The organism is Microbacterium invictum, from assembly GCF_014197265.1.
In the GTDB taxonomy this organism is placed as follows: domain Bacteria; phylum Actinomycetota; class Actinomycetes; order Actinomycetales; family Microbacteriaceae; genus Microbacterium; species Microbacterium invictum.
In genome coordinates this window covers 1,355,583-1,377,688 of the sequence record NZ_JACIFH010000001.1, presented here as the reverse complement: position 1 = coordinate 1,377,688, position 22,106 = coordinate 1,355,583, and the positions used below count along the sequence as shown (strand labels likewise).

23 protein-coding genes are annotated in these 22,106 nt (G+C 69.6%); 18 read left to right on the top strand and 5 right to left on the bottom strand.

The genetic code is table 11. The features are described from left to right. Positions 1-19 precede the first annotated feature (19 nt). Entirely contained in the window at positions 20-892 is an 873-nt protein-coding gene (gene dapF, locus BKA10_RS06680; RefSeq protein WP_183499173.1) for a diaminopimelate epimerase, read from the top strand. Positions 893-912: 20 nt separating this feature from the next. Here dapF and BKA10_RS06675 read toward each other — a convergent pair whose 3' ends face one another. Further along, on the bottom strand, positions 913-1,554 hold the full coding sequence (locus BKA10_RS06675; RefSeq protein WP_183499172.1) for a class I SAM-dependent methyltransferase: 642 nt from the start codon (positions 1,552-1,554) through the stop codon (positions 913-915). A gap of 82 nt (positions 1,555-1,636) precedes the next feature. Between BKA10_RS06675 and hflX the strand changes: the two genes are divergently transcribed. After that, positions 1,637-3,157 carry a GTPase HflX gene (hflX, locus tag BKA10_RS06670; protein WP_183499171.1) on the top strand — a complete coding sequence of 507 codons (1,521 nt, stop codon included), beginning with the start codon at positions 1,637-1,639 and terminating at the stop codon, positions 3,155-3,157. A 10-nt stretch (positions 3,158-3,167) separates the two neighbouring features. On the opposite strand, the gene BKA10_RS06665 is transcribed toward hflX, so the two are convergent. The 3 genes from BKA10_RS06665 to lexA form a co-directional block, all read right to left on the bottom strand. Next, positions 3,168-5,078 carry a dipeptidyl-peptidase 5 gene (locus tag BKA10_RS06665; RefSeq protein WP_183499170.1) on the bottom strand — a complete coding sequence of 637 codons (1,911 nt, stop codon included), beginning with the start codon at positions 5,076-5,078 and terminating at the stop codon, positions 3,168-3,170. Between the two features lie 25 nt (positions 5,079-5,103). Continuing rightward, positions 5,104-6,489, bottom strand: a complete 1,386-nt coding sequence (locus BKA10_RS06660; protein ID WP_183499169.1) for a hypothetical protein — start codon at positions 6,487-6,489, stop codon at positions 5,104-5,106. Between the two features lie 92 nt (positions 6,490-6,581). Beyond that, on the bottom strand, positions 6,582-7,247 hold the full coding sequence (gene lexA / locus BKA10_RS06655) for a transcriptional repressor LexA (protein ID WP_183499168.1): 666 nt from the start codon (positions 7,245-7,247) through the stop codon (positions 6,582-6,584). A gap of 269 nt (positions 7,248-7,516) precedes the next feature. Between lexA and BKA10_RS06650 the strand changes: the two genes are divergently transcribed. Genes BKA10_RS06650 through BKA10_RS06625 form a run of 6 tightly spaced genes read left to right on the top strand, consistent with a single transcriptional unit; the run spans position 7,517 to position 11,851 of the window. After that, a complete protein-coding gene (locus tag BKA10_RS06650) occupies positions 7,517-7,888 on the top strand; it encodes a LysM peptidoglycan-binding domain-containing protein (RefSeq protein WP_183499167.1) in 372 nt (123 codons plus the stop codon). A gap of 24 nt (positions 7,889-7,912) precedes the next feature. Continuing rightward, positions 7,913-8,986, top strand: a complete 1,074-nt coding sequence (locus tag BKA10_RS06645; RefSeq protein ID WP_183499166.1) for a histidinol-phosphate transaminase — start codon at positions 7,913-7,915, stop codon at positions 8,984-8,986. A 40-nt stretch (positions 8,987-9,026) separates the two neighbouring features. Then, positions 9,027-9,638, top strand: coding sequence for an imidazoleglycerol-phosphate dehydratase HisB (gene hisB / locus BKA10_RS06640; RefSeq protein ID WP_183499165.1), 612 nt, complete (start codon positions 9,027-9,029; stop codon positions 9,636-9,638). Continuing rightward, positions 9,635-10,285 carry an imidazole glycerol phosphate synthase subunit HisH gene (gene hisH, locus BKA10_RS06635; RefSeq protein WP_183499164.1) on the top strand — a complete coding sequence of 217 codons (651 nt, stop codon included), beginning with the start codon at positions 9,635-9,637 and terminating at the stop codon, positions 10,283-10,285. The genes hisB and hisH overlap by 4 nt, the downstream gene beginning before the upstream one ends. Before the next feature lie 50 nt (positions 10,286-10,335). Beyond that, complete coding sequence (gene priA / locus BKA10_RS06630; RefSeq protein WP_183499163.1) at positions 10,336-11,082, top strand: bifunctional 1-(5-phosphoribosyl)-5-((5-phosphoribosylamino)methylideneamino)imidazole-4-carboxamide isomerase/phosphoribosylanthranilate isomerase PriA; 747 nt, start codon at positions 10,336-10,338, stop codon at positions 11,080-11,082. Next, positions 11,066-11,851 carry an SseB family protein gene (locus BKA10_RS06625; RefSeq protein ID WP_183499162.1) on the top strand — a complete coding sequence of 262 codons (786 nt, stop codon included), beginning with the start codon at positions 11,066-11,068 and terminating at the stop codon, positions 11,849-11,851. The genes priA and BKA10_RS06625 overlap by 17 nt, the downstream gene beginning before the upstream one ends. Before the next feature lie 131 nt (positions 11,852-11,982). Here the strand turns inward: BKA10_RS06625 and BKA10_RS06620 are convergent, their stop codons facing one another. Next, complete coding sequence (locus BKA10_RS06620; RefSeq protein ID WP_183499161.1) at positions 11,983-12,378, bottom strand: DUF1844 domain-containing protein; 396 nt, start codon at positions 12,376-12,378, stop codon at positions 11,983-11,985. Between the two features lie 217 nt (positions 12,379-12,595). On the opposite strand from BKA10_RS06620, the gene infC reads away from it, so the two are divergent. From infC to pheT, 10 genes are all read left to right on the top strand, one after another. Beyond that, complete coding sequence (gene infC / locus BKA10_RS06615) at positions 12,596-13,225, top strand: translation initiation factor IF-3 (protein ID WP_366932107.1); 630 nt, start codon at positions 12,596-12,598, stop codon at positions 13,223-13,225. 82 nt (positions 13,226-13,307) lie between these two features. Next, positions 13,308-13,502: a 50S ribosomal protein L35 gene (gene rpmI, locus BKA10_RS06610; RefSeq protein ID WP_183499160.1), complete on the top strand. Its 195-nt coding sequence runs from the start codon at positions 13,308-13,310 to the stop codon at positions 13,500-13,502. A gap of 45 nt (positions 13,503-13,547) precedes the next feature. Next, positions 13,548-13,931, top strand: a complete 384-nt coding sequence (gene rplT / locus BKA10_RS06605) for a 50S ribosomal protein L20 (RefSeq protein WP_183499159.1) — start codon at positions 13,548-13,550, stop codon at positions 13,929-13,931. Positions 13,932-14,117: 186 nt separating this feature from the next. Further along, positions 14,118-14,924 carry a TrmH family RNA methyltransferase gene (locus BKA10_RS06600; RefSeq protein ID WP_183499158.1) on the top strand — a complete coding sequence of 269 codons (807 nt, stop codon included), beginning with the start codon at positions 14,118-14,120 and terminating at the stop codon, positions 14,922-14,924. Positions 14,925-15,006: 82 nt separating this feature from the next. Further along, positions 15,007-15,798 (top strand): amino acid ABC transporter ATP-binding protein, encoded by a 792-nt coding sequence (locus BKA10_RS06595; protein ID WP_206686494.1) that lies wholly within the window; start codon positions 15,007-15,009, stop codon positions 15,796-15,798. Between the two features lie 59 nt (positions 15,799-15,857). Beyond that, entirely contained in the window at positions 15,858-16,763 is a 906-nt protein-coding gene (locus tag BKA10_RS06590) for a glutamate ABC transporter substrate-binding protein (protein WP_183499157.1), read from the top strand. Between the two features lie 75 nt (positions 16,764-16,838). After that, a complete protein-coding gene (locus tag BKA10_RS06585; RefSeq protein WP_183499156.1) occupies positions 16,839-17,486 on the top strand; it encodes an amino acid ABC transporter permease in 648 nt (215 codons plus the stop codon). Further along, positions 17,483-18,403: an amino acid ABC transporter permease gene (locus tag BKA10_RS06580; RefSeq protein ID WP_183499155.1), complete on the top strand. Its 921-nt coding sequence runs from the start codon at positions 17,483-17,485 to the stop codon at positions 18,401-18,403. The genes BKA10_RS06585 and BKA10_RS06580 overlap by 4 nt, the downstream gene beginning before the upstream one ends. 48 nt (positions 18,404-18,451) lie before the next feature. After that, positions 18,452-19,492, top strand: a complete 1,041-nt coding sequence (gene pheS, locus BKA10_RS06575) for a phenylalanine--tRNA ligase subunit alpha (protein WP_183499154.1) — start codon at positions 18,452-18,454, stop codon at positions 19,490-19,492. Then, entirely contained in the window at positions 19,492-22,056 is a 2,565-nt protein-coding gene (pheT, locus tag BKA10_RS06570) for a phenylalanine--tRNA ligase subunit beta (RefSeq protein WP_183499153.1), read from the top strand. The genes pheS and pheT overlap by 1 nt, the downstream gene beginning before the upstream one ends. The last annotated feature ends 50 nt before the right edge of the window (positions 22,057-22,106 follow it).

Genomic DNA, 22,106 nt, shown 5'->3' with positions numbered 1-22,106 from the left:
GCGCCCGTAGAATAGGGGGATGCCGGAGACCATCGCATTCACAAAGGGCCACGGCACCGGCAATGACTTCGTGATCGTCCCCGATCCCGACGGCGCTCTCGACCTCAGCGACGCGCAGGTCGCGGCGCTGTGCGACCGGCGCTTCGGAATCGGCGGCGACGGCATGCTGCGGGTGGTCCGCGCCGGCGCGATCCCCGACGGCGCCGAGGCCGCGGCATCCGGGGTCGAGTGGTTCATGGACTACCGGAACGCCGACGGATCCGCCGCTGAGATGTGCGGCAACGGCACCCGCGTCTTCGCCCGGTATCTTGCGGAGACCGGCTGGGCCTCGCTGGACGACGGCCCCCTGCCGATCGGCACGCGTGCCGGGGTCAAGACCCTCACGCGGAGCGACCTCGGCCTCGAAGTCGACCTCGGCGTGTGGCGCGAGGAAGCAGATGACGTGGTCGTGCGCGCGCGCGGACTCGACGTGCCGCGACCGGGTCTGGGCATCGACGTCGGCAACCCCCACGTCGTGGTCGCCCTCTCGAGCGCGACCGAGCTCGAAGAAGTCGACCTCACGGTCCAGCCGATCCTGGCACCCCTGCCGCCGGCGGGCGCGAACATCGAGTTCGTCGTCCCCGCCGACCCGCTCGTGCACGACGGTGTCGGCATGATCCGGATGCGGGTGTTCGAGCGCGGCGTCGGCGAGACGCTCTCGTGCGGGACCGGTGTCGCGGCAGCGGCCCTGGCGGTGCGCAGCTGGGCCGGCACTGCCGCGCCCGATCGGTGGACGGTCGACGTGCCGGGCGGGCGGCTCGGCGTACGGGTCGTCGGTCGGGAGGACGGGCAGCACGTACTGCTGTCGGGACCGGCATCCCTCGTCTTCTCAGGCGAAGTCGCGCTGGCGTGAGCCGATCCGGCCCCTGAACGTCAGGGAAGGTCGATCGGCGCTGTGGGCGGCGTGCCGTGCCGCCGCACCCGCAGCACCCGGAAGCCACGACCGGTCGCGACGCGCGTCACCGTGTAGCCGTCGTCGAAGGTCGCCGCCAGCCAGCGCTGCAGCGAATCGGACCCCAGGTTGCGCTGCACCACCAGCCACGCGTCGCTGCGTTCGTCGAGCCGCGGAATCCACCGCTCGAGCAGACCGTGCAACTCGTTCTTGCCGACGCGGATCGGCGGGTTGGAGCGGATCGTGCGGAAGACGATGTCATCGGGAACATCGTCGGGCAGGACGGCGTTGACATTGTCGAGGCCCAGTTCGGCCGCGTTCCGGCGCACCAGATCGAGGGCACGCTCGTTGACATCGACGGCCCAGATCGTGGCGTGCGGGGCATCCAGCGCCAAGGACAGGGCGATGGGTCCCCACCCGCAGCCGAGGTCCAGCAGATGACCCCCGGGCGGCGCCGAAGGCGTGTTGGCAAGCAGCACCGCGGTGCCGCCGTCGACATGGTCGGGACTGAACACCCCACCGGCCGTGGTCACCTCCAGATCACGCCCGGCCAGACGCACGTGGACGCGACGGAGATGTTCGGCGCTGGATGGAGACGCGCTGAAGTAATGGTCGCTCGGCACGCAGTAGAGCGTAGCGGAGGAGCCGCCCGGCGCGGGAGGCTAGAGTGCACGGGTGGCCGCAGAGCCACCCCGAAAGGACGATATGACAGACACCACCACCCCGAACAGCACCGACGAGACACCGGTCGACCCGGTGGACCGAGTGCTGGCGCGCGCCGAAGCGCGGTCGGGAGTGCGCGTGTTCGGTGCCGCGCAGGCGCTGCAAGACGAGACGACCGTGGCCTACGGCGACACCGACGGCGAGCAGTGGGACCGTGAGGAGCGCGCCGCGCTGCGCCGCGTGCCGGGGCTCTCCACTGAGCTCGAAGACGTCACCGAGGTCGAGTACCGCCAGCTGCGGCTCGAGAACGTGGTCCTGGTGGGCGTGTACCCGCAGGGATCGCACGAGGACGCCGAGAACTCGCTGCGCGAACTCGCCGCATTGGCCGAGACCGCCGGTGCCGTCGTGCTGGATGCCGTGCTGCAGCGGCGTCCGCACCCCGACCCCGCCACCTACATCGGCCGCGGCAAGGCCGCCGAGCTGCGCGACCTGGTGGCCGCCGTCGGCGCCGACACCGTCATCGCCGACACCGAACTCGCGCCCAGCCAGCGCCGCGCGCTGGAGGACGTCGTCAAGGTCAAGGTCATCGATCGCACCACGGTGATCCTCGATATCTTCAGCCAGCACGCCAAGAGCCGTGAGGGCAAGGCGCAGGTCGAACTGGCCCAGCTCGAGTACCTGCTCCCACGCCTGCGCGGCTGGGGTGACTCGATGAGCCGGCAGGCCGGTGGTCAGGTCGGCGCCGGCGGCGCGGGCATGGGCTCGCGCGGTCCGGGTGAGACGAAGATCGAGCTCGACCGGCGCCGCATCCGCACGCGCATGGCGCTGCTGCGCCGGCAGATCCGCGACTTCGAGCCGGCACGCGACGCCAAGCGCGCCGAGCGCAAGCGCAACACGATCCCCTCGGTCGCGATCGCCGGGTACACCAACGCCGGCAAGTCCAGCCTGCTCAACCGGCTCACCAGCGCCGGCGTGCTTGTCGAGAACGCCCTCTTCGCGACACTGGATGCCACGGTGCGACGTGCCGAGACCGAGGACGGCCGCGTCTTCACACTCACCGACACGGTCGGGTTCGTGCGCAACCTCCCGCACCAGCTCGTCGAGGCGTTCCGCTCGACGCTCGAAGAGGTCGGCGATGCCGACGTCATCGTGCACGTCGTGGACGGTTCGCACCCCGATCCGGCGGCACAGCTGGCGACGGTGCGCGATGTGATGGGCGACGTCGGTGCGCGGTCGACCAACGAGATCGTCGTGTTCAACAAGGCCGATCTCGTCGACGACGACACCCGGCTGGTCCTGCACGGGCTCGAGCCCACGGCGCACTTCGTGTCTTCGCGGACCGGCGAGGGCGTCGACGGGCTGCGGGCGGCGATCGAGGCCGCTCTGCCGCTGCCGGCCGTCGAAGTCCACGCGCTGGTGCCCTACGACCGGGGCGACCTGGTCAACGCGGTGCACGAGTCGGGCCTCATCGTCTCGACGAGTCACGAGGCCGACGGGACGTCCGTGCACGCGCACGTGTCCGAGCGTCTCGCCGCCGAACTGGCGCCCTACGCGGTGAGCTGACCGGGCGCGGCTACCCGTCGAGATCGACGGGAGCCACGCCCGGGGTGGCGAAACCCCACACCTGGCCGAGGAACGCGAGCTCGGCCTCGAGGGTGCGCACGATGGTCTCGGCGCGGCGGAACCCGTGTCCCTCGCCCTCGAACGCGAGGTAGGCGTGCGCAACGCCGTTGGTCGCCAGGGCGTCGCGCACGGCCTCCGACTGCGACGGCGGCACGACTTCGTCCTCGAGCCCCTGCTCGATCAGCAGAGGAGTGCGCAGGCGATCGAGACGTGACAGCGGCGACCGCTCGACGTACACGGCCTCGGCCGCCGGCAGCTCTCCGACCAGGCCGTCGAGGTAGCGTGCCTCGAAGTCGTGCGTATCGGCGACCAGCCGGCGGAGGTCGGCGACCCCGTAGCGGCTGATCCCGGCTGTGAACACGTCCGATCGGGTCAGCGAGCACAGCACCGTCCATCCGCCCGCCGAACCCCCGGCTATCGCCAGTCGTGCGGGATCGGCGGCCCCGGCATCCGACAGCGCGGTCGCCGCGGCGATCACATCGTCGACGTCGACGACGCCCCACTGCCCCTTGAGCCGGTCGCGGTACGCACGCCCGTATCCCGTCGAGCCGCCGTAGTTGACATCGAGCACGCCGATGCCACGGCTGGTGAGGAAGGCGACCTTGCTCTCGGCGACACCGCCGACATGCGACGTCGGCCCGCCGTGGACGAACACGACATACGGCGGGAGTTCGCCGTCGGGGGCGGTGACCTCGGGGTTCGTGGGCGGATAGTCGAACGCATGCACCGGGCCGTGCGGCCCCTCGAAGGTCACCGGGCGGCCCCGGGGGTACCAGTCCGCAGCCATGTCGCCGGGTCCGCCGGCGATGCGCACGGCCGGTGCGCCCGGAGCGACGAGCCACAGACCCGTCCCGCCGACGGCCGCGCCGGAGACGAGCACCCGAGCACCGTCGCAGTCCTCGATGACGAGACGCGCGGTGGGCGGCACGTCGAGCGCGGTTGCCCTGCCGTCGGGGCCGATCGCGATCAACTCGTCGCTGCCGTGCGTGCGCACCGCGATGAACCCGCCCTCCTCGAGCGGGGAGAACCATCGCAGGCCCAGCACCCAGAGCCCGCCGCCGGTGTCGGCATCGGCCGGCGCGACGGGCTCGCGTGCGCTCACGCTGCCGGATGCGGTGTCCAGACGTGCCCGCCAGAGATTCCAGCGGTCGCTCGGATCGTCGATGTAGACCAGTGTGTCGTCGCCGACCCACTCGGGCTGCAGGGCCGCGGTCTGGCCGCCGGCCACGGTGAAGACATCGGTGACCGCGCCGCCTTGCATACGACCCACGCGCAGCTGAGTGCGGTCCCACGGCATGTCCGGATGGTCCCACGCGACCCAAGCCAGATGGCGGCCGTCCGGAGACAGTGCGGGCTGTGCGACGAAGTCGCTCCCGGCAGCCAGCGAGACGACGGTGCCGTCCTCGGCGACGGCCACGATGTCCCGCTGTGGGACGGGTTGGGTGCCGTGTCGCTCTCGCACGGCGAGCAGCATCCCGGCCTGCCACCGCAGACCGCCGAACCGCGTGTCTGCGTCAGACGACGTCAGTGGCTGGGGCGCGACTCCCGGCATCCGGATCCAGATCCGCTGATCCTCCTTCTCGACGAAGAAGAGCCGCCCGTCGGCGCTTGCCGTCCACGCGCCGCCGCCGTACTCGTGCACCCGCGAGCGCGCATTTCCCGGTGCCGGCAGGAGGTCCTCGATGAGGCCGTCTGCGGTGCCCCGCCGTACTGTCGTGCGGCCGCCTTCGGACGGCACCGATTCACCCCACCAGACCTCGTCGCCGACGAACGCCGCGCCTTCGAACCGCGGTGAGGCGCCTGACGCCCAGTCGGCGGTGAGCGGAGAGGGCCAGGAACCGTAGGGGAGTGCGTCGACCATGACTCCACGCTACGCGGCGGTGCGTCTACGCGCGGATACCCGTCGCCACTGTGGGTTCCTCCGGGTCTGACGCGTCGTCATGAACCTCGGCGACCACCGCGTCGTCGTCGCGGCGCTGCAGCAGCTCGAGCACCCATGCCACACCGAAGGCGACCACGAGCACGAGCACGATCTCGCTCAGGGAGAGGGGTCGCAGCAGGAACAGCCAGAGCACGGCGAGCACCGCGATGACGCTGCGCACGAACACGCGATGCGCGCCGATCCAGGTTCCGAACCCGCCGGTGCGCAGACCGCGTGCGGCCAAGCCCGCCCGTGCCGAGGCGTTGAGCGAATGGACGGCTCCGCGGGTGCTGCGGGCGGCGCGGGAGCGTCCCATCACCCAGCCGAGGACGGCGACGAAGACTCCGAACAGGGCGAGCACCCAGGCGGTCTGGGTCATGTCGTCGACCAATTGGCGGTAGATCACGTCGAGCGCGCTGGGTGAGAGATCGAGCTGCGCTGCCGCCATGCCCATGGCGGTGCCGCCGATCCCCAGCGTCGCACCCAACGCGCCTGCGCCGACAGCGAGTCCGACGCCGGTGCCCAGGATGCCGACGCTGCGACGCCGCGCCAGCAGGATGCCGAGCGCGAACAGGGCGAGGGTGATCACAGGCAGCCACCAGCCGGCAGTCTCCGCGATCGCATAGGCCGTGCGGATCGTCGTCAGCGTCTCGCCCGAGCCGATGATGATCGTCCGGTCCACGACCGGGATGAGCGACGCGATGCCCACGCCGCGCTCTTCGAGGTTCTGCTTGACCTGCGCGATGATCGGTGCCAGCTGGATGCCGACCCCGTCGGACGTCATCACGACGACGCCGCCGCCGTCGGAGGTGGATGCCAGGGTGAGCGCACGATGGACGCCGCGCACCGTGGTCGCCCAGACGTCCGAGAAGGCGTCCGACTCGACGACCGTGGTGACTGCTGAACCCACGAGGTTCTGCAGGCCGTCCGCGGCGGGCTGCTGGAGCAGGCGCAGGGCGGCTTCGGCGCGCGGACCGACGCCGAGATCGACGACGCCATCGAAGACCTCGCCGGTCAGTTCGGCGAAGTCGACCTGCGCATTGATCGCCTCCATCGCCTCGGTGATGACGAGATCCTGTACCGCGGGATCATCGACCAGAGGGGCGAGAGTGCTGACGAAGGCGTCTTCATCGACCAGTTGAACACGCGCCCACGCGCTCACGATCGAGATCGGCACGAGGATGGCGGCGATGACGATGCACAGCCCTGAGAAGAACCCTCGCCAGCGGGTGCCCGCAGGCTCCTTCAACGCGCGGTCGGTGACCGCCCCGGCGCGCAATCGCGCGTTCTCAGCTTCGAGTTCGGCGAGGCGGACGGTGAGGTCCGCGTCGGCGGCGGCGCTCTGGCTCATGGGCCCATTGTGCGGCAGGGGGAGGGCACGGTGCACAGGTCTCACCCTCCTGGCGGAAGCGATCGCCCGCAGAGGGTGAGCCGAGCAGGCCGTCAGACCGCGCGCAGTACGGCCACGACCTTGCCGAGAACGGTGGCATCGTCGCCGAGGATCGGCTCGAACGCCGAGTTCCGCGGCAGCAGCCACGTGTGGCCGTCGCGCTGACGGAATGTCTTGACGGTCGCTTCGCCGTCGAGCATCGCCGCCACGATCTCGCCGTTGTCGGCGGTGGACTGCGAGCGGATGACGACCCAGTCGCCATCGCAGATCGCGGCGTCGATCATCGACTCGCCGCTGACCTTCAGCATGAACAGCTCGCCCTTGCCCACGAGCTGACGCGGCAGCGGGAAGATCTCCTCCACCTGCTGCTCGGCCGTGATGGGCACGCCGGCGGCGATGCGACCCACGAGCGGGACCAGCGCGGCATCGCCGACGGTGGGCGCTCCGTCATCGGGGTTCTCCCCGTTCAACCCCGGGAGGTCGATGAGGACCTCCATCGCGCGGGTCTTGCCGGGGTCGCGCCGCAGGTACCCGCTCAGCTCGAGCTGGTTGAGCTGGTGCGTGACGCTCGACAGCGACTTCAGCCCGACGGCGTCGCCGATCTCGCGCATGCTCGGCGGATATCCGTGGCGCGCGATCGAACGCTGGATCACCTCGAGGATCGCCACCTGCTTGTCGCTGAGGCTCTTGCGCCGGCGTGTCTGCGGCTTGTCGGTCATGTCCCGCTCCTTCTCGCGGCCCTCGGTCCCGACTTCGAATGTCGGAGGTAGGTGATGGGCTCTTCTCATCGAAACGGTATCCGGTGACGGACGAGTCGGCCGACAAGCATCCGCGTGTCGCGGGCGATTCGATCTCCGATCCGGCTACCACTTGACACTCTACCAGCTCGAAGATACATTCGGAATAGAGATTCGCACCCGACCCTCCCGGCCGAGGCGCCGGGTGCGAATCTCTGACACCGGCCCTCGGGCCCGCCACAGGAGGAATGATGACCACCATCGACATCGCCGGCATCCATCGGATCCCCGCGGCACGTCAGACGCGGCTGCGACTCACCACCCGTGGCCGCCGCGTGCTGGCGACCCTGGCATCGGTCCCGGCCGCCGTCGCCCTGAGCATCGCCGTCATCTCCGGCGGTGGAGCCATCGCATCCTCCGCGTCCGGCGCGGAGGCCGGCTCCTTCGCGACGGTGACGGTCATGCCCGGCGAGTCGCTGTGGTCGATCGCCGAGCAGGTGGCGCCGGCCTCCGACCCGCGCGACGTCGTCGATGCGATCATGCGGCTCAACGCGCTGCCCGGTGCCGGGATCGACGCCGGGCAGACCATCGCGATCCCGGCTGAGTACACCGTCGGCGGCTGACCCGCGCGGGCCTAGCATGGAAGGGTGACTGCTCGTCTGGAAGACCTTCCGATACGTGATGACCTCCGCGGCCTGACACCGTACGGCGCCCCGCAGGTGCCGCTGCCGGTCGCCCTCAACGTCAATGAGAACACCCACCCGGTGCCGCCCGAGGTCGCCGATGACATCCTGGACGGCATCGGTCAGGCGCTGGGCGAGATCAATCGTTACCCCGACCGCGAGTTCACCGCTCTGCGTGAGGGCTTCGCGGACTACCTCGGACACAGCCTCACCCGTGACCAGATCTGGGCGGCGAACGGGTCGAACGAGGTCCTCCAGCATGTGCTGCAGGCGTTCGGCGGACCGGGCCGCACCGCCTTCGGCTTCGCGCCGACCTACTCGATGTATCCGCTGCTGACCCGGGCGACCGGCGCCGAGTTCCTGGCAGGCGTACGCGGCGTCGATTACACCCTGAGCACGGAGGATGCCGCGGCACAGGTCGATGGTGCTCGCCCCGACATCGTCTTCCTGTGCGCCCCGAACAATCCCACCGGTACGCCGTTGCCACTGGACGTGATCGAGGCGGTGTACGACGCCAGCCACGGCATCGTCATCGTCGACGAGGCGTACTGGGAGTTCGCGCCGCGCGAGGAGCGCTCCGCGCTGACGCTGCTGCCCGGCCGCGAGCGTCTCGTGGTCTCGCGCACCATGAGCAAGGCCTTCGCCTTCGCCGGCGCGCGGGTGGGCTATCTGGCCGCCGACCCGGCGGTCATCGATGCGCTGCGCCTCGTGCGCCTGCCTTATCACCTGAGTGCGCTCACGCAGGCGGCGGCTTCGGCGGCGCTGCGCCACGCACCGACGATGCTGCAGATGGTCGACGAGATCGTCGCGCAGCGCGACCGCATCTCGGCGACCGTCGAGGCGCTCGGCTACACCCCGCACGAGAGCTGGAGCAACTTCGTCCTGTTCTCCGGGGTCGAGGACCCGGCCGCGACCTGGCAGGCGCTGTATGACCAGGGCGTGCTGATCCGTGACGTCGGCATCCCGCGCAGCCTCCGTGTCAGCGCCGGGACAGAGCAGGAGACGACGGCCTTCCTCGACGCGCTGGCATCGGTCTGACCGCTCGTCCCGTCCGCCCGCGCCTCGATAGACTCGGGGCATGAGCAGCACCGGGTCACGTACGGCCAGCATCCGCCGAGCGACGAGCGAGTCCACCGTCGAACTGGAACTCGACCTCGACGGCACCGGCACGAGCCGGATCGACACCACAGTCCCCTTCTTCGACCACATGCTCACCGCCTTCGCGAAGCACTCGCTGACCGATCTCACCGTCCGCGCGTCGGGCGACACCGACATCGACGCGCACCACACCGTCGAGGACATCTCGATCGTCCTCGGTCAGGCGATCCGCGAGGCCCTCGGAGACAAATCCGGCATTTCCCGCTACGGCGACGCACTGGTGCCCCTCGACGAGGCGCTCGCGCAGGCCGTGGTCGACATCAGCGGGCGGCCCTACCTCGTGCACTCCGGCGAGCCCGCCGGATTCGAGCATCACCTCATCGGCGGTCACTTCACCGGGTCGCTGGTGCGTCACGTGTTCGAGGCCATCTCCTTCAACGCAGCCCTCACCGTTCATGTGACGGTGCTCGGCGGGCGCGACCCGCACCACATCGCCGAAGCGGAGTTCAAGGCGTTCGCACGCGCGTTCCGCCAGGCCAAAGCGCTCGACCCGCTGGTCTCCGGCATCCCGAGCACGAAGGGCGCCCTGTGACCGCACCGGCGCCCATCGTCGCGGTCCTCGACTACGGGTCGGGCAACGTCCACTCCGCCGTCAAGGCCCTCGCCGCCGCCGGAGCCGACGCGCGGCTGACCGCAGACCGCGGTCTGATCCAGGACGCGGCCGGCCTCGTGGTGCCCGGTGTCGGCGCGTTCAGCGCGGTCATGGCCGCGTTGCGCGCAGGCCACGGCGATGAGCTCATCGGGCGACGCCTCGCGGGCGGGCGCCCCGTGCTCGGCATCTGCGTCGGCATGCAGATCCTCTTCGAGCACGGCGTCGAGCGCGGCGTCGACACCGAGGGCATGGGGGAGTGGCCCGGCGCAGTGACCGAACTCGACGCTCCGGTACTGCCGCACATGGGCTGGAACACCGTGCGTGCCGGCGAGGGCTCGGTGCTGCTGCGTGGCATAGAGGACGAGCGGTTCTACTTCGTGCACTCGTTCGGCGCGCAGCACTGGACGCTGGAGACCATGCGTCCCTTCGCGGCGCCGGCGCTGACCTGGTGCGACTACGGCACGCCGTTCCTCGCCGCCGTCGAGAACGGGCCGCTGTCGGCGACCCAGTTCCACCCGGAGAAGTCGGGAGCAGCCGGCATCCGCCTGCTCGCCAACTGGATCGAGTCGCTGCCGCAGTCCGAGTAGGCTGTCGGCTTGTGCGCCATTGGGCGTGCGATCACACTCCCCGGGGAACAATGAACGATTTCGCGTCGACTCCTGAACTGATCCTGCTGCCTGCCGTCGATGTCGCGGGCGGCAAGGCCGTGCGTCTCACGCAGGGTGAGGCCGGCACCGAGACCGGCTACGGCGACCCCGTCGAGGCGGCCCTGAACTGGGCGAACGGCGGCGCGAAGTGGATCCATCTCGTCGACCTCGACGCGGCCTTCGGTCGCGGTGAGAACACCGCGATCCTGCGCCGGACCATCAAGCACCTCAAGGGCGTGCAGGTGGAGCTGTCAGGCGGCATCCGCGACGACGAGTCCCTCGAGGCGGCGCTGGACAGCGGCGCGAGCCGCGTCAACCTCGGCACGGCGGCGCTGGAGAACCCGGAATGGGCGGCAGATGTCATCGCGCGTTTCGGCGACGCGATCGCTGTCGGACTCGATGTGCGCGGCACGACCCTTGCCGCCCGTGGCTGGACGAAGGAGGGCGGCGACCTCTGGGAGGTGCTCGCGCGCCTCGAAGAAGCAGGATGCCGTCGCTACGTCGTCACGGATGTGACCAAGGACGGCACGTTGCGCGGCCCGAACCTCGAGCTGCTGCGCGAGATGACGAGCCGCACCGCCAAGCCGATCGTCGCCTCAGGCGGCGTGTCGAGCCTGGACGACATCATCGCGCTGCGCGAACTGGTGCCGCTGGGCGTCGAGGGCGCGATCGTCGGCAAGGCCCTGTATGCGGGTGCGTTCACGCTCGCCGAGGCGCTGGATGTCGCCGGAGACTGACCGCTCCTGCGAGCCGCCCGGCGATTCGGCCGGCCAGCCGTGGGCCGGGCGCAGCTTCGAGACGAACCCGCACTCCCACGACGACGGATCGGCCGACGCAGCCCTGCTGGCGGCTCTCCTCTCGTTCCGCGACGGAGACGGCGACCCCGTCGCCGTCGTCGAGGCCTACCGGACCGCGCGACTGCTGATCCCGCTCGTGGCGGAGAAGGGCGACGAGGGCGTCGGCCCGACCGGACTGACCGTCGACAAGACCCAGGAGCTCGCGATCGTGACCGTCGCCGCCCCTGACGGCAGGCGCGTGCTGCCGGTGTTCACCTCGGTCGCGGCCATGTCCGCCTGGGACGCCAACGCCCGGCCGGTGCCCGCGGACGGCGTGCGCACCGCGCTGTCGGCCGCCGCCGACGACACCGATCTGATCGTGATCGACCCCGGCTCGCCGACCGAGTTCGTGCTGCGCCGGCCCGCCGTATGGGCGATCGGCCAGGGGCAGCCGTGGGAGCCGGCCGATCAGTCGCCGGAGGTGTTCGCCGGCCTGCAGCAGAGCATCGGGGGAGAGCTGGCCGTCCTCGACCTGTCGGTCGCACCGGGCGATCCCGCCGCGCGCCTGCGCGGCCCCGAGCTCATCGTGCGGCTGCACCTGATCGACGGACTCGACAAGGAGGAGTTGGATGCCGTGCTGCAGCGCCTTGCGGCCCGCTGGGCCGCCGACGACCGCATCGCCGTCCTGGTCGACTCCCTGACCGTGAAACTCCTCCGCGACGCCCCGTAACCCCCGCCCGCTTCACCGACGCCGCGAGGGCGGAGGGATTGTCGTTTTCGGACAATCGGGGTGCAGGGGTCCCCGCTCTTGGCCGAAAACGACAATCCCGGAGCCCGGCCCTCGGAGCCCGGAACCCGGAGTCAGTTGACGGGCCCGGTCCACTTCTCGCCCGGCCCCTTGCCGATCGGGTCGGGGATGACCGAGGCCTCCCGGAACGCCAGCTGCAACGATCGCAGCCCGTCGCGCAGCGGCGAGGCATGCGCACTGCTGATCTCCGGGGCACCCGCGGTGATGAGTCCCGCGAGCGCGTTGATGAGCTTGCGCGCCTCGTCGAGGTCGATCTGCGCGTCGGGATCGTCGGCCAGGCCGAGCTTGACCGCCGCCGCACTCATCAGGTGCACGGCCGTGGTGGTGATCACCTCGACCGCGGGAACGTCCGCGATGTCGCGTGTGGCCGCCTCGGAGGCCTTCTCCTGTTCTTCCCAGCGAGCCTGGCGCTCGTCGTCCGGACCGGGGGAAGGGGAGATCGTGTCCACGTGCTGCTCTCTGATAGACTATGCGGGCACCGGAGTGTTCTACTCCGGATCGAAAGAGGATCACATCCCACCCGCGCTTGCCGTTCCAGGCTACCGGGTTATGCACTCCGCCCCGGCCGTCATGCGTCCGGGGTAGCCAGGGTGCAGAACACTTTATGCCGATGCGCGCGCATCGTGCGGGGTGGACGTGACTCTCTTCCGCCCGAGATGCAGCCCTGTGTCCCGGTGGCCGTTCCCGCACGAAGAGGAGTTCCGCATCAGCGATCCCCGCACCAATGAGCGCATCCGCGTCCCCGAGGTCCGCCTCGTGGGTCCCAACGGAGAGCAGGTCGGCGTCGTACGCATCGAAGCCGCCCTGCGTCTTGCCCAGGAGGCCGAGCTCGACCTGGTCGAGGTTGCCCCCAACTCGAAGCCCCCCGTGGTCAAGATCATGGACTACGGGAAGTTCAAGTACGAGGCAGCGCAGAAGGCCAAGGAAGCGCGACGCAACCAGGCGAACACGGTCCTCAAGGAGGTCCGGTTCCGGCTCAAGATCGACGCCCACGACTACCAGACCAAGCGCAAGCGCGCTGAGGGCTTCCTCAAATCCGGTGACAAGGTCAAGGCCATGATCCTGTTCCGCGGTCGCGAGCAGCAGAAGCCCGAGCAGGGTGTGCGCCTGCTCCGCAAGTTCGCCGAGGATGTCGCCGAGTTCGGCAGCGTCGAGTCCAACCCGACGATCGACGGCCGCAACATGGTGATGGTGATCGGACCGCACAAGAACAAGTCCGAGGTGAAGACGGAACAAAACGCCGCCCGCGCGGCGAACAAGGAAGCCGCTCGCCAGGGCCCGCACAGCTCCCGCTGACGGTGCCGAACCCGCGACTGCTCCCTCCGAGTAGACGCCCCGCAGACTCCCGCCCCGCGGGAACCACAACGAAGGAAGAGAAATGCCGAAGCAGAAGACCCACTCGGGTGCCAAGAAGCGCTTCAAGGCCACCGGTAGCGGCAAGCTCATGAAGCAGCAGGCCGGCATGCGCCACAACCTCGAGGGCAAGGCCAGCAAGCGCAAGCGCCGCCTCAACGGCGAGCAGGTCCTCGCTCCCGGTGACGCGAAGGTCGCCAAGAAGCTCCTCGGTCGCTGAGCGCCGACGCACACTGAGTTCAAGACAAGCTAGGAAACAGAAGAAATGGCTAGAGTCAAGCGGGCAGTAAACGCCCACAAGAAGCGTCGCGTCATCCTCGAGCGCGCCTCCGGTTACCGCGGACAGCGTTCGCGCCTGTACCGCAAGGCGAAGGAGCAGGTCACCCACTCCCTCGTCTACGCGTACCGCGACCGTCGCAAGCGCAAGGGCGACTTCCGCCGCCTCTGGATCCAGCGCATCAACGCCGCTGCCCGCCAGAACGGCATCACCTACAACCGCTTCATCCAGGGCCTCGGCCTCGCGGGTGTGCAGGTCGACCGGCGCATGCTGGCCGAACTCGCGGTGAACGAGCCCGCGGTGTTCGCGAGCCTCGTCGAGACCGCGAAGAAGGCACTCCCGGCCGACGTCAACGCGCCCAAGGCGTCCTGACCTCACGCACTGCCCGAAGGGGCGTCCTCCACCGGAGGGCGCCCCTTCCGCATGCCCCCGCCACGGACTCCCGCTCCATCGGCGAGAGAACACTACGGCGCCGAGAGAACGGGCGCCGACCGTTCTCTCGGCGTCCGGTTGTTCTTTCGCGGTGAGGCGCAGAGCCGTGCCCCCTACACTGGAGGCGTGCTCGAGAACCCCCGTTCGCCGCGCGTGCGCGCCGTCGCCAAGCTGAGCAAGCGCAGCGCCCGCCATGAGACCGGACTGTTCCTTCTCGAGGGTCCGCAAGCCGCGCGCGAGGCGCTCAGGTTCCGCCCCGACACCCTCGTCGAGCTGTTCGCGACGCCGACGGCGATGGACAAGCATCAGGATGTCCGCGATGCGGCACGGGACGCCGGCATCGAGGTCGTGTTCACCTCTGAGTCGGTGCTCGACGCGATGGCCGACACGGTGACGCCGCAGGGGATCGTCGCGGTCGCCCGGCAGTCACCGACCTCAGTACGCGAGGTGTTCGCGGCGTCGCCGCGGCTCGTGGCCATCTGCGAGGAAGTGCGCGATCCGGGCAACCTCGGCACGATCATCCGCGCCGCCGACGCGGCCGGCGCCGATGCGGTCGTGCTCACCGGGCGCACCGTCGACCCGTACAACCCGAAGGTCGTCCGGGCGACGACCGGGTCGCTCTTCCACCTGCCGATCGCGGTCGGGGTCGATCTGTCCGCCGCGATCGAGAAGGCCCATACTGCCGGCATCCGGGTCATCGCCGCCGATGTCGGGGGAGAGGACTTCCTCGACTCCCGTCATCTGCTCGCCGAGCCGACGGCGTGGCTGTTCGGCAACGAGGCGCGCGGGCTCGACGACGACACCCTCGGACAGGTCGATCTCGCCCTGCGGCTGCCCATCTACGGCTCCGCGGAATCGCTGAATCTGGCCACTGCCGCCAGCGTGTGCCTGTACGAGACCGCCTTCGCGCAGCGAGCCGGAGACGCCTCCTGAGCCGTTCCGTTCCTGTTACAAGTCGGTAAAGGTGACGGCCAGGCGCTGACAGATGTCGGTGCGGACTCCTAGTGTTTCGCTTATGACGACACCCGACGATGCCGCACCGAAGACATCGAACATCAACGTGCGCCGCGGCGATCCGCTCGTCGTGGTCTCGGATGTGCAGAAGCACTACGGCGACTTCCAGGCGCTCAAAGACATCAATCTGACCGTCAACCGCGGTGAGGTGGTCGTCGTGATCGGCCCGTCCGGCTCAGGAAAGTCGACGCTGTGCCGCACGATCAACCGACTCGAGACGATCACCAGCGGCACGATCTCGATCGACGGCAAGGAGCTGCCGAAGGAGGGCAAGGCCCTCGCGGCGCTGCGCGCCGACGTGGGCATGGTCTTCCAGTCCTTCAATCTGTTCGCCCACCTGACGATCCTCGAGAACGTGACGCTGGGTCCCATCAAGGTGAAGGGCATGAAGAAGGCGGATGCCGATGCGCTCGCAAAGCAACTGCTTGATCGCGTCGGTGTCGGACAGCAGGCCGCGAAACTGCCCGCGCAGCTGTCGGGCGGCCAGCAGCAGCGCGTCGCGATCGCCCGGGCCCTCGCCATGCAGCCGAAGGTGATGCTGTTCGACGAGCCGACCAGCGCCCTCGACCCCGAGATGATCAACGAGGTGCTCGACGTCATGGTCGGGCTCGCGCAGGACGGCATGACGATGGTCGTCGTCACGCACGAGATGGGATTCGCCCGCAAGGCGGCGGACCGCGTCGTGTTCATGGCCGACGGGCAGATCGTCGAAGAGGAGACGCCCGAGGAGTTCTTCACCAACCCGAAGAGCTCCCGCGCGAAGGACTTCCTCTCGAAGCTCCTCACCCACTGAGACGTCCGCGCCGCATAACGGCGCGGCAACCGAAGAAGACCCCGAACTTGGAGGATCACATGCGCAAGACACGGATCGGCGGCGCGCTCGCCGGAATCGCGATCGCGGCACTCGCCCTCGCCGGCTGCAACAGCGGCACCCCCGGCGCGGACCCCGGTGACACCGACGGTGACGGCACGAGCGAGACGCCGTGGACGGTCGCCACCGACGTCTCGCTCGAGGGCAGCGACACGTTCGACGCGATGACATCGCGCGGCCAGATCAACATCGGTGTCAAGGAGGACCAGCCCGGTCTCGGCTATCTCGACCCCACCACGAACGAGCGGACCGGCTTCGACGTCGACATCGCACGCTGGATGGCGGCATCCCTCGGCTTCGACGAGGACGACATCGAGTTCACGACCATCCCGTCGGCCAACCGCGAGCAGGCGCTCATCAACGGCGACATCGACCTGTACGTCGGCACGTACTCGATCACCGACAACCGCAAGGAGCAGATCTCCTTCGCAGGCCCGTACTTCATCACCGGTCAGGGGCTGCTGGTCGCCGCCGACAGCGACATCACGGGCGTCGACACGCTCGATGGCAAGGTGGTCTGCTCGGCGACCGGTTCGACGTCGATCCAGCGGATCAAGGACGAGCACCCCGAGGCAGACACGGAGGAGTTCGACACCTACTCGCAGTGCGTCGAGCAGCTCAACGCCGGCCAGGTCGACGCCGTGACGACCGACGAGGCGATCCTCATCGGCTACGCGGCCGGAGACCCGGACAACCTCAAGGTCGTCGGCGACGTCTTCAGCGAGGAGCGCTACGGCATCGGCATCCCCAAGGGTGACACCGCCCTCCAGGAGCACCTGAACACGACGCTCACCGATGGCGGCGACATCTGGCAGGCCATCTTCGACAACAACCTGGGCGCGTCCGGTGTGACCGCGGAGCAGCCCGCGGTCGACCCGATCGGCTGATGCGGCGGTGACGGCGCCATCCCGGTGGCGCCGTCACCTTCCGTCCCCGCTTTCCGAAGCCCGCGAAGGAGCTCAGTGAACCAGATCTTCGACTACCCCGACCTCTGGCTCGACGCGCTGTGGGGCACGCTGCTGCTGTTCGTCGCGGGCGGTGTGATCGCTCTCGTGCTCGGGCTGCTGGTCGCGGCGATGCGAGTCTCGCCGGTGCCGATCGCGCGTGCTGTGGGCGCGGTGTACGTCAACACGGTGCGCAACACGCCCCTCACCCTGATCTTCTTCTTCTTCGCCTTCGGCATCCCACTGCTGGTGGACTTCCGGGTCGATTTCACGGTGCTGGCGATCTGGGCGCTGGGCATCTACACCGCCACATATGTCGCCGAGACGATCCGGTCGGGCATCAACACGGTGCCGGTCGGTCAAGCAGAGGCCGCACGCGCGCTCGGGCTCACCTTCGGCCAGGTCATGTCGCTCGTGGTCCTGCCGCAGGCGTCGCGCTCGGTCATCCCGCCCATGATGAGCGTGCTCATCGCGCTGCTGAAGAACACGACGGTTGCCTCCGGCTTCTCCGTCCTGAACCTGGGGAACATCCGCGCCGAGATGAGTGAGAACGGTGAGAACCAGATGATCACGATCCTGTGGGTGATGGTCGCGTTCGTCGTGATGGTGCTCCTCCTGGCGTGGCTGCAACGCATCCTCGAGAACAAGTGGAGGGTCGCGCGATGACTTCTGTGCTCTACGACGTCCCCGGCCCCCGCGCGGTGCTTCGCAACCGCATCCTGGGTGTGGTCACCGTCCTCGTCGTCCTCGGCGCGATCGGATTCGTCATCTGGCGGATGGCCGAGGCCGGCCAGTTCTCCGCCCAGAAGTGGCAGGTCTTCAGCTACGGCGCCATCTGGCAGGGCTTCGGCCAGGCGACACTGCGCACCCTGGCAGCCTTTGCGGTCGCCGGCGTCGGTGCGCCGATCCTCGGCTTCCTGCTGGCGATCGCGCGGCTCAGCGACCACGCCTGGGTGCGGGTCCCGGCCGTATGGATCATCGAGGTGCTGCGCGCCGTCCCGGTCCTCGTCTTCATGATCCTGCTGTACTACGGCCTGCCCGTGCTCGGCGTCCGGCTGCCGTCGTACTGGGCGGTCGTGATCGCGCTGATCGCGTACAACGGCTCGGTGCTCGCCGAGGTGCTGCGCGCCGGAGTCGAGTCCCTGCCGCGAGGCCAGAAGGAGGCCGGGTACGCCATCGGGCTGCGCAAGTCCGGCGTGATGCGACTCATCCTCATGCCTCAGGCGATCCGCGCGATGATGCCCGTCATCATCGCCCAGCTGGTCGTCACGCTGAAGGACACCGCACTCGGATTCATCATCACCTACCCCGAGCTGCTCTATTACGCCAAGACGCTCGGCTCCAACGCCCAGTTCGGTTCGCCGCTCATTCCGTCGGCGATCGTCGCCGGTTCGATCTACATCGCCATGTGCCTGGCCCTGTCCTACCTCGCCTATCGGGTGGAGAAGGGGCTGCGGCGCTCCGACAAGGCGACCGGGCTCGAACCCACAGACGGCGCCGGACTGGATCCGGCGACCAAGACCGAGTCGATCGCGCTGCGCGTGCGCGCCGGAAAGCACGACGACAGAGGCGGTTCCGCATAGCGAGGGCACGACCGGGGGCGTCACCGGCCCCCGGTAGACTCATCTCTCGTGTCTGACGCACCCGAAATCTCCCCTGAGGCAGTGGATGCCGCCGTCGCGGCCGCACTGGATGCCATCACCGCCGCCGGCACCACCGGCGACCTCAAGACGGCTCGCGCCGCGCACGGCGGCGAGGGCTCGACCCTCGCCCAGCTGAACGCGCAGCTGCGCAGCGTCCCGAACGAGCGCAAGGCCGAGTTCGGCAAGCTCGTCGGACAGGCCCGCGGCCGGGTCGCCCAGGCGCTCGCGGCGCGCGAGGAGGAGCTCGCGGCCGCCGAGACGGCCGCCCGGCTCGAGGCCGAGCGCGTCGACATCACCGCACTCGCGTCGCACGCGCGCGTCGGCGCCCGGCATCCGCTCACCCTGCTCCAGGACCAGATCGGCGACATCTTCGTCGGCATGGGGTGGGAGATCGCGGAGGGTCCCGAGCTCGAGCACGAGTGGTTCAACTTCGACGCCCTCAACTTCGACGTCGACCACCCCGCGCGGCAGATGCAGGACACGTTCTTCGTCGACCCCGTCGACCGTCACCTGGTGCTGCGCACCCACACGAGCCCCGTCCAGGTGCGCTCGATGCTCGAACGCGACCTGCCGATCTACGTCATCTGCCCGGGCCGGGTCTACCGCACCGACGAGTTCGATGCGACCCATCTGCCGGTGTTCAGCCAGTTCGAGGGTCTCGTCATCGACAAGGGCATCACGATGGCGCACCTGAAGGGCACGCTCGATCACGTCGCCCGCCAGCTGTTCGGTCCCGAGGCCAAGACGCGCTTCCGTGCGAACTTCTTCCCGTTCACCGAGCCGTCCGCCGAGCTGGACCTCTGGCATCCGACCTTCAAGGGCGGCGCGCGCTGGATCGAGTGGGGCGGCTGCGGCATGGTGAACCCGAACGTGCTGCGCGCCGCCGGAATCGACCCCGAGGAGTACTCGGGCTTCGCGTTCGGCATGGGCATCGAGCGGACGCTCATGTTCCGCAGCGACGTGAAGGACATGCGCGACATGGCCGAGGGCGATGTCCGCTTCAGCGAACAGTTCGGAATGGTGGTCTGATGCGCGTCCCACTCTCATGGCTGCGTGAGTACGTCGACGTGCCGCAGACGGCCACGCCCGAAGACGTCCTCGCGGCGCTGGTGTCGGTCGGCTTCGAAGAGGAGGACGTGCACACCTTCGGGCTGACCGGCCCGATCGTCGTGGGCGAAGTGCTCGAGTTCGTCGAAGAGCCGCAGTCCAACGGCAAGACGATCCGCTGGTGCCAGGTGCGGGTCGCGCCCGAGGGTGAGACCGCCGCGGACGGCGGTGACGCGGTGCACGGCATCGTGTGCGGCGCCCGCAACTTCTTCGAGGGCGACAAGGTCGTGGTGACGCTGCCGGGAGCGGTGCTGCCCGGCCCGTTCCCGATCGCCGCGCGCAAGACCTACGGGCATGTCTCGGACGGCATGATCGCCTCGGCGAAGGAGCTGGGCCTGGGCGAGGAGCACAACGGTATCCTGCGGCTGGTCGAGCTCGGCATCGACGCACCCGTCGGCACCGACGCGATCGCATTGCTCGGTCTCGACGACGTCGCGATCGAGATCAACGTGACGCCCGACCGCGGCTATGCGCTGTCGCTGCGCGGCGTCGCCCGCGAGTACGCGCACGCGACCGGAGCGGCCTTCCGCGACCCGGGCGACCGCGAGTGGGGCGAGCTGCAGCAGCCCGCCGAGGGCTTCAGCGTCGTCGTCGATGATCAGTCGCCGATCCGCGGCACCGTGGGTGCGAGCGAGTTCGTCGTGCGCATCGTGCGCGACGTCGACCCGGGCAAGCCCACCCCGGCGTGGATGGTGGCGCGGCTGACCCTCGCCGGCATCCGCTCCCTCGGCATCCTCATCGACATCACCAACTACGTGATGCTCGAGCTCGGCAACCCCATCCACGGGTACGACCTCGACAAGCTGACGGGCGGGATCACCGTCCGTCGCGCGCGCGAGGGCGAGAAGCTCACGACGCTCGACGACAAGGAGCGCACGCTCAGCACCGAAGACCTGCTGATCACCGACGAGTCGGGCCCGATCGGGCTGGCCGGCGTCATGGGCGGCGGCACGACCGAGATGTCGGGCACCACCCGCAACGTCCTCATCGAAGCGGCGATCTTCGACACCGTGTCCATCGCCCGCACCGCCCGGCGGCACAAGCTGCCCAGCGAGGCATCGCGGCGCTTCGAGCGCGGCGTCGACCCGCTCATCCCGTTCGTGGCCGCACGGCGGGTCGCTGATCTCATGGTCGAGTACGCCGGCGGGACCCTCGACACCGAGGTGGGCGGCGCGCTGTTCGCAACCGTCGAGCAGGACGCGATCGCGCTGCCGAAGCCGTTCGTGCCCGCACTCATCGGCGTCGACTACACCGAGGCCGAGATCACCGGGTCACTCGAGATGATCGGATGCGAGATCTCGGACCTGGGCGATGAGGCCGATGCGGAGCAGTGGTGGGTCACCCCGCCGACGTGGCGCCCCGACCTGACCGACAAGTGGACGCTGGCCGAAGAGGTCGCCCGCATCACGGGCTACGACCGGATCCCGTCCGTCCTGCCCGTCCCGCCGTCGGGCCGCGGGCACACGGCCGCGCAGCAGGGTCGCCGCCGCATCGCCAACGCGCTCGCCGCCGCCGGCTACGTCGAGACCCCATCGTTCCCGTTCGTCACCGAGGAGCTCAACGACCTGCACGGGTCGGAGTCGGGGGAGCGTCTTCCCTCCGTGAAGCTGGCCAACCCGCTCGACGGCCAGGCGCCCTTCCTGCGCCGCTCGCTGATCCCGGGGCTGCTGCAGGCAGCACACCGCAACATCGCGCGCGGCTTCACCGATCTGGTGCTGTTCGAGACCGGAGTGGTCTTCCTCCCCGAGCCGGGTGTCACGTACGGCACGCCGCAGGTCCCGCCGCTGGCGGTGCGACCGGATGCCGCCACCTTGGCCGCACTGGACGGGTCGATCCCGCCGCAGCCACGCCACGTCGCGGTGCTGCTGACGGGCAGCCTCGTCGCCAAGCAGCCAGGCCAGGCCGCCGTGCCGGCCGGCCTCGGCGATGCGCTCGACGCCGTCCGGACGATCGCGTTCGCGGCGGGCGTGACCATCGACGTCGAACAGGGCCGGCGCGCTGCGCTGCACCCCGGGCGCACCGGCGTGTTGTCGGTCGCCGACGCCGCCTCGGGTGCCGCCGTCGAGGTCGGGTACGTCGGCGAGGTGCTGCCGGCGGTGTCGGCGGATGCCGACATCCCCGGCCGCGTGATCGTCGCCGAACTGGATCTCGACCTCGTGCTGTCGCTTGCCGGCGAGCGCGTCGTCGCGGCATCCCTCTCGGGATACCCCGCCGCGACACAGGACGTCTCGCTCGTCGTCGACGCCGAAGTGCCGGCCGCCGCCGTGCGCGGCGCGCTGCTCGATGGCGCCGGCGCGCTGCTCGAGTCGCTGCGCCTCGTCGACGACTACCGCGGACAGGGACTGCCCGAGGGCGCGAAGAGCCTGACGTACGCATTGCGCTTCCGCGCCGGCGACCGCACGCTCACCGCAGCCGAGGCCACCGAGGCCAAGCTCGCCGGTGTCGCGGTGGCCGCCGAGCGGTTCGGTGCGACCCTGCGCGAGTAGGAGCGCACGTGGTGTGCGCCCCGAGCAACCGGCCCGTTAGGCTCGCCTCG

What these genes read in the sequence shown, in the direction of transcription:
- BKA10_RS06660 (WP_183499169.1), bottom strand. Translation starts at nt 6,489, where the DNA reads ATGAGCCAGAGCGCCGCCGCCGACGCGGACCTCACCGTCCGCCTCGCC.
- BKA10_RS06595 (WP_206686494.1), top strand. Translation starts at nt 15,007, where the DNA reads ATGACGACACCCGACGATGCCGCACCGAAGACATCGAACATCAACGTG.
- BKA10_RS06625 (WP_183499162.1), top strand. Translation starts at nt 11,066, where the DNA reads ATGTCGCCGGAGACTGACCGCTCCTGCGAGCCGCCCGGCGATTCGGCC.
- rpmI (WP_183499160.1), top strand. Translation starts at nt 13,308, where the DNA reads ATGCCGAAGCAGAAGACCCACTCGGGTGCCAAGAAGCGCTTCAAGGCC.
- BKA10_RS06580 (WP_183499155.1), top strand. Translation starts at nt 17,483, where the DNA reads ATGACTTCTGTGCTCTACGACGTCCCCGGCCCCCGCGCGGTGCTTCGC.
- priA (WP_183499163.1), top strand. Translation starts at nt 10,336, where the DNA reads ATGAACGATTTCGCGTCGACTCCTGAACTGATCCTGCTGCCTGCCGTC.
- dapF (WP_183499173.1), top strand. Translation starts at nt 20, where the DNA reads ATGCCGGAGACCATCGCATTCACAAAGGGCCACGGCACCGGCAATGAC.
- BKA10_RS06590 (WP_183499157.1), top strand. Translation starts at nt 15,858, where the DNA reads ATGCGCAAGACACGGATCGGCGGCGCGCTCGCCGGAATCGCGATCGCG.
- BKA10_RS06650 (WP_183499167.1), top strand. Translation starts at nt 7,517, where the DNA reads ATGACCACCATCGACATCGCCGGCATCCATCGGATCCCCGCGGCACGT.
- hisB (WP_183499165.1), top strand. Translation starts at nt 9,027, where the DNA reads ATGAGCAGCACCGGGTCACGTACGGCCAGCATCCGCCGAGCGACGAGC.
- lexA (WP_183499168.1), bottom strand. Translation starts at nt 7,247, where the DNA reads ATGACCGACAAGCCGCAGACACGCCGGCGCAAGAGCCTCAGCGACAAG.
- pheT (WP_183499153.1), top strand. Translation starts at nt 19,492, where the DNA reads ATGCGCGTCCCACTCTCATGGCTGCGTGAGTACGTCGACGTGCCGCAG.
- rplT (WP_183499159.1), top strand. Translation starts at nt 13,548, where the DNA reads ATGGCTAGAGTCAAGCGGGCAGTAAACGCCCACAAGAAGCGTCGCGTC.
- hflX (WP_183499171.1), top strand. Translation starts at nt 1,637, where the DNA reads ATGACAGACACCACCACCCCGAACAGCACCGACGAGACACCGGTCGAC.
- BKA10_RS06665 (WP_183499170.1), bottom strand. Translation starts at nt 5,078, where the DNA reads ATGGTCGACGCACTCCCCTACGGTTCCTGGCCCTCTCCGCTCACCGCC.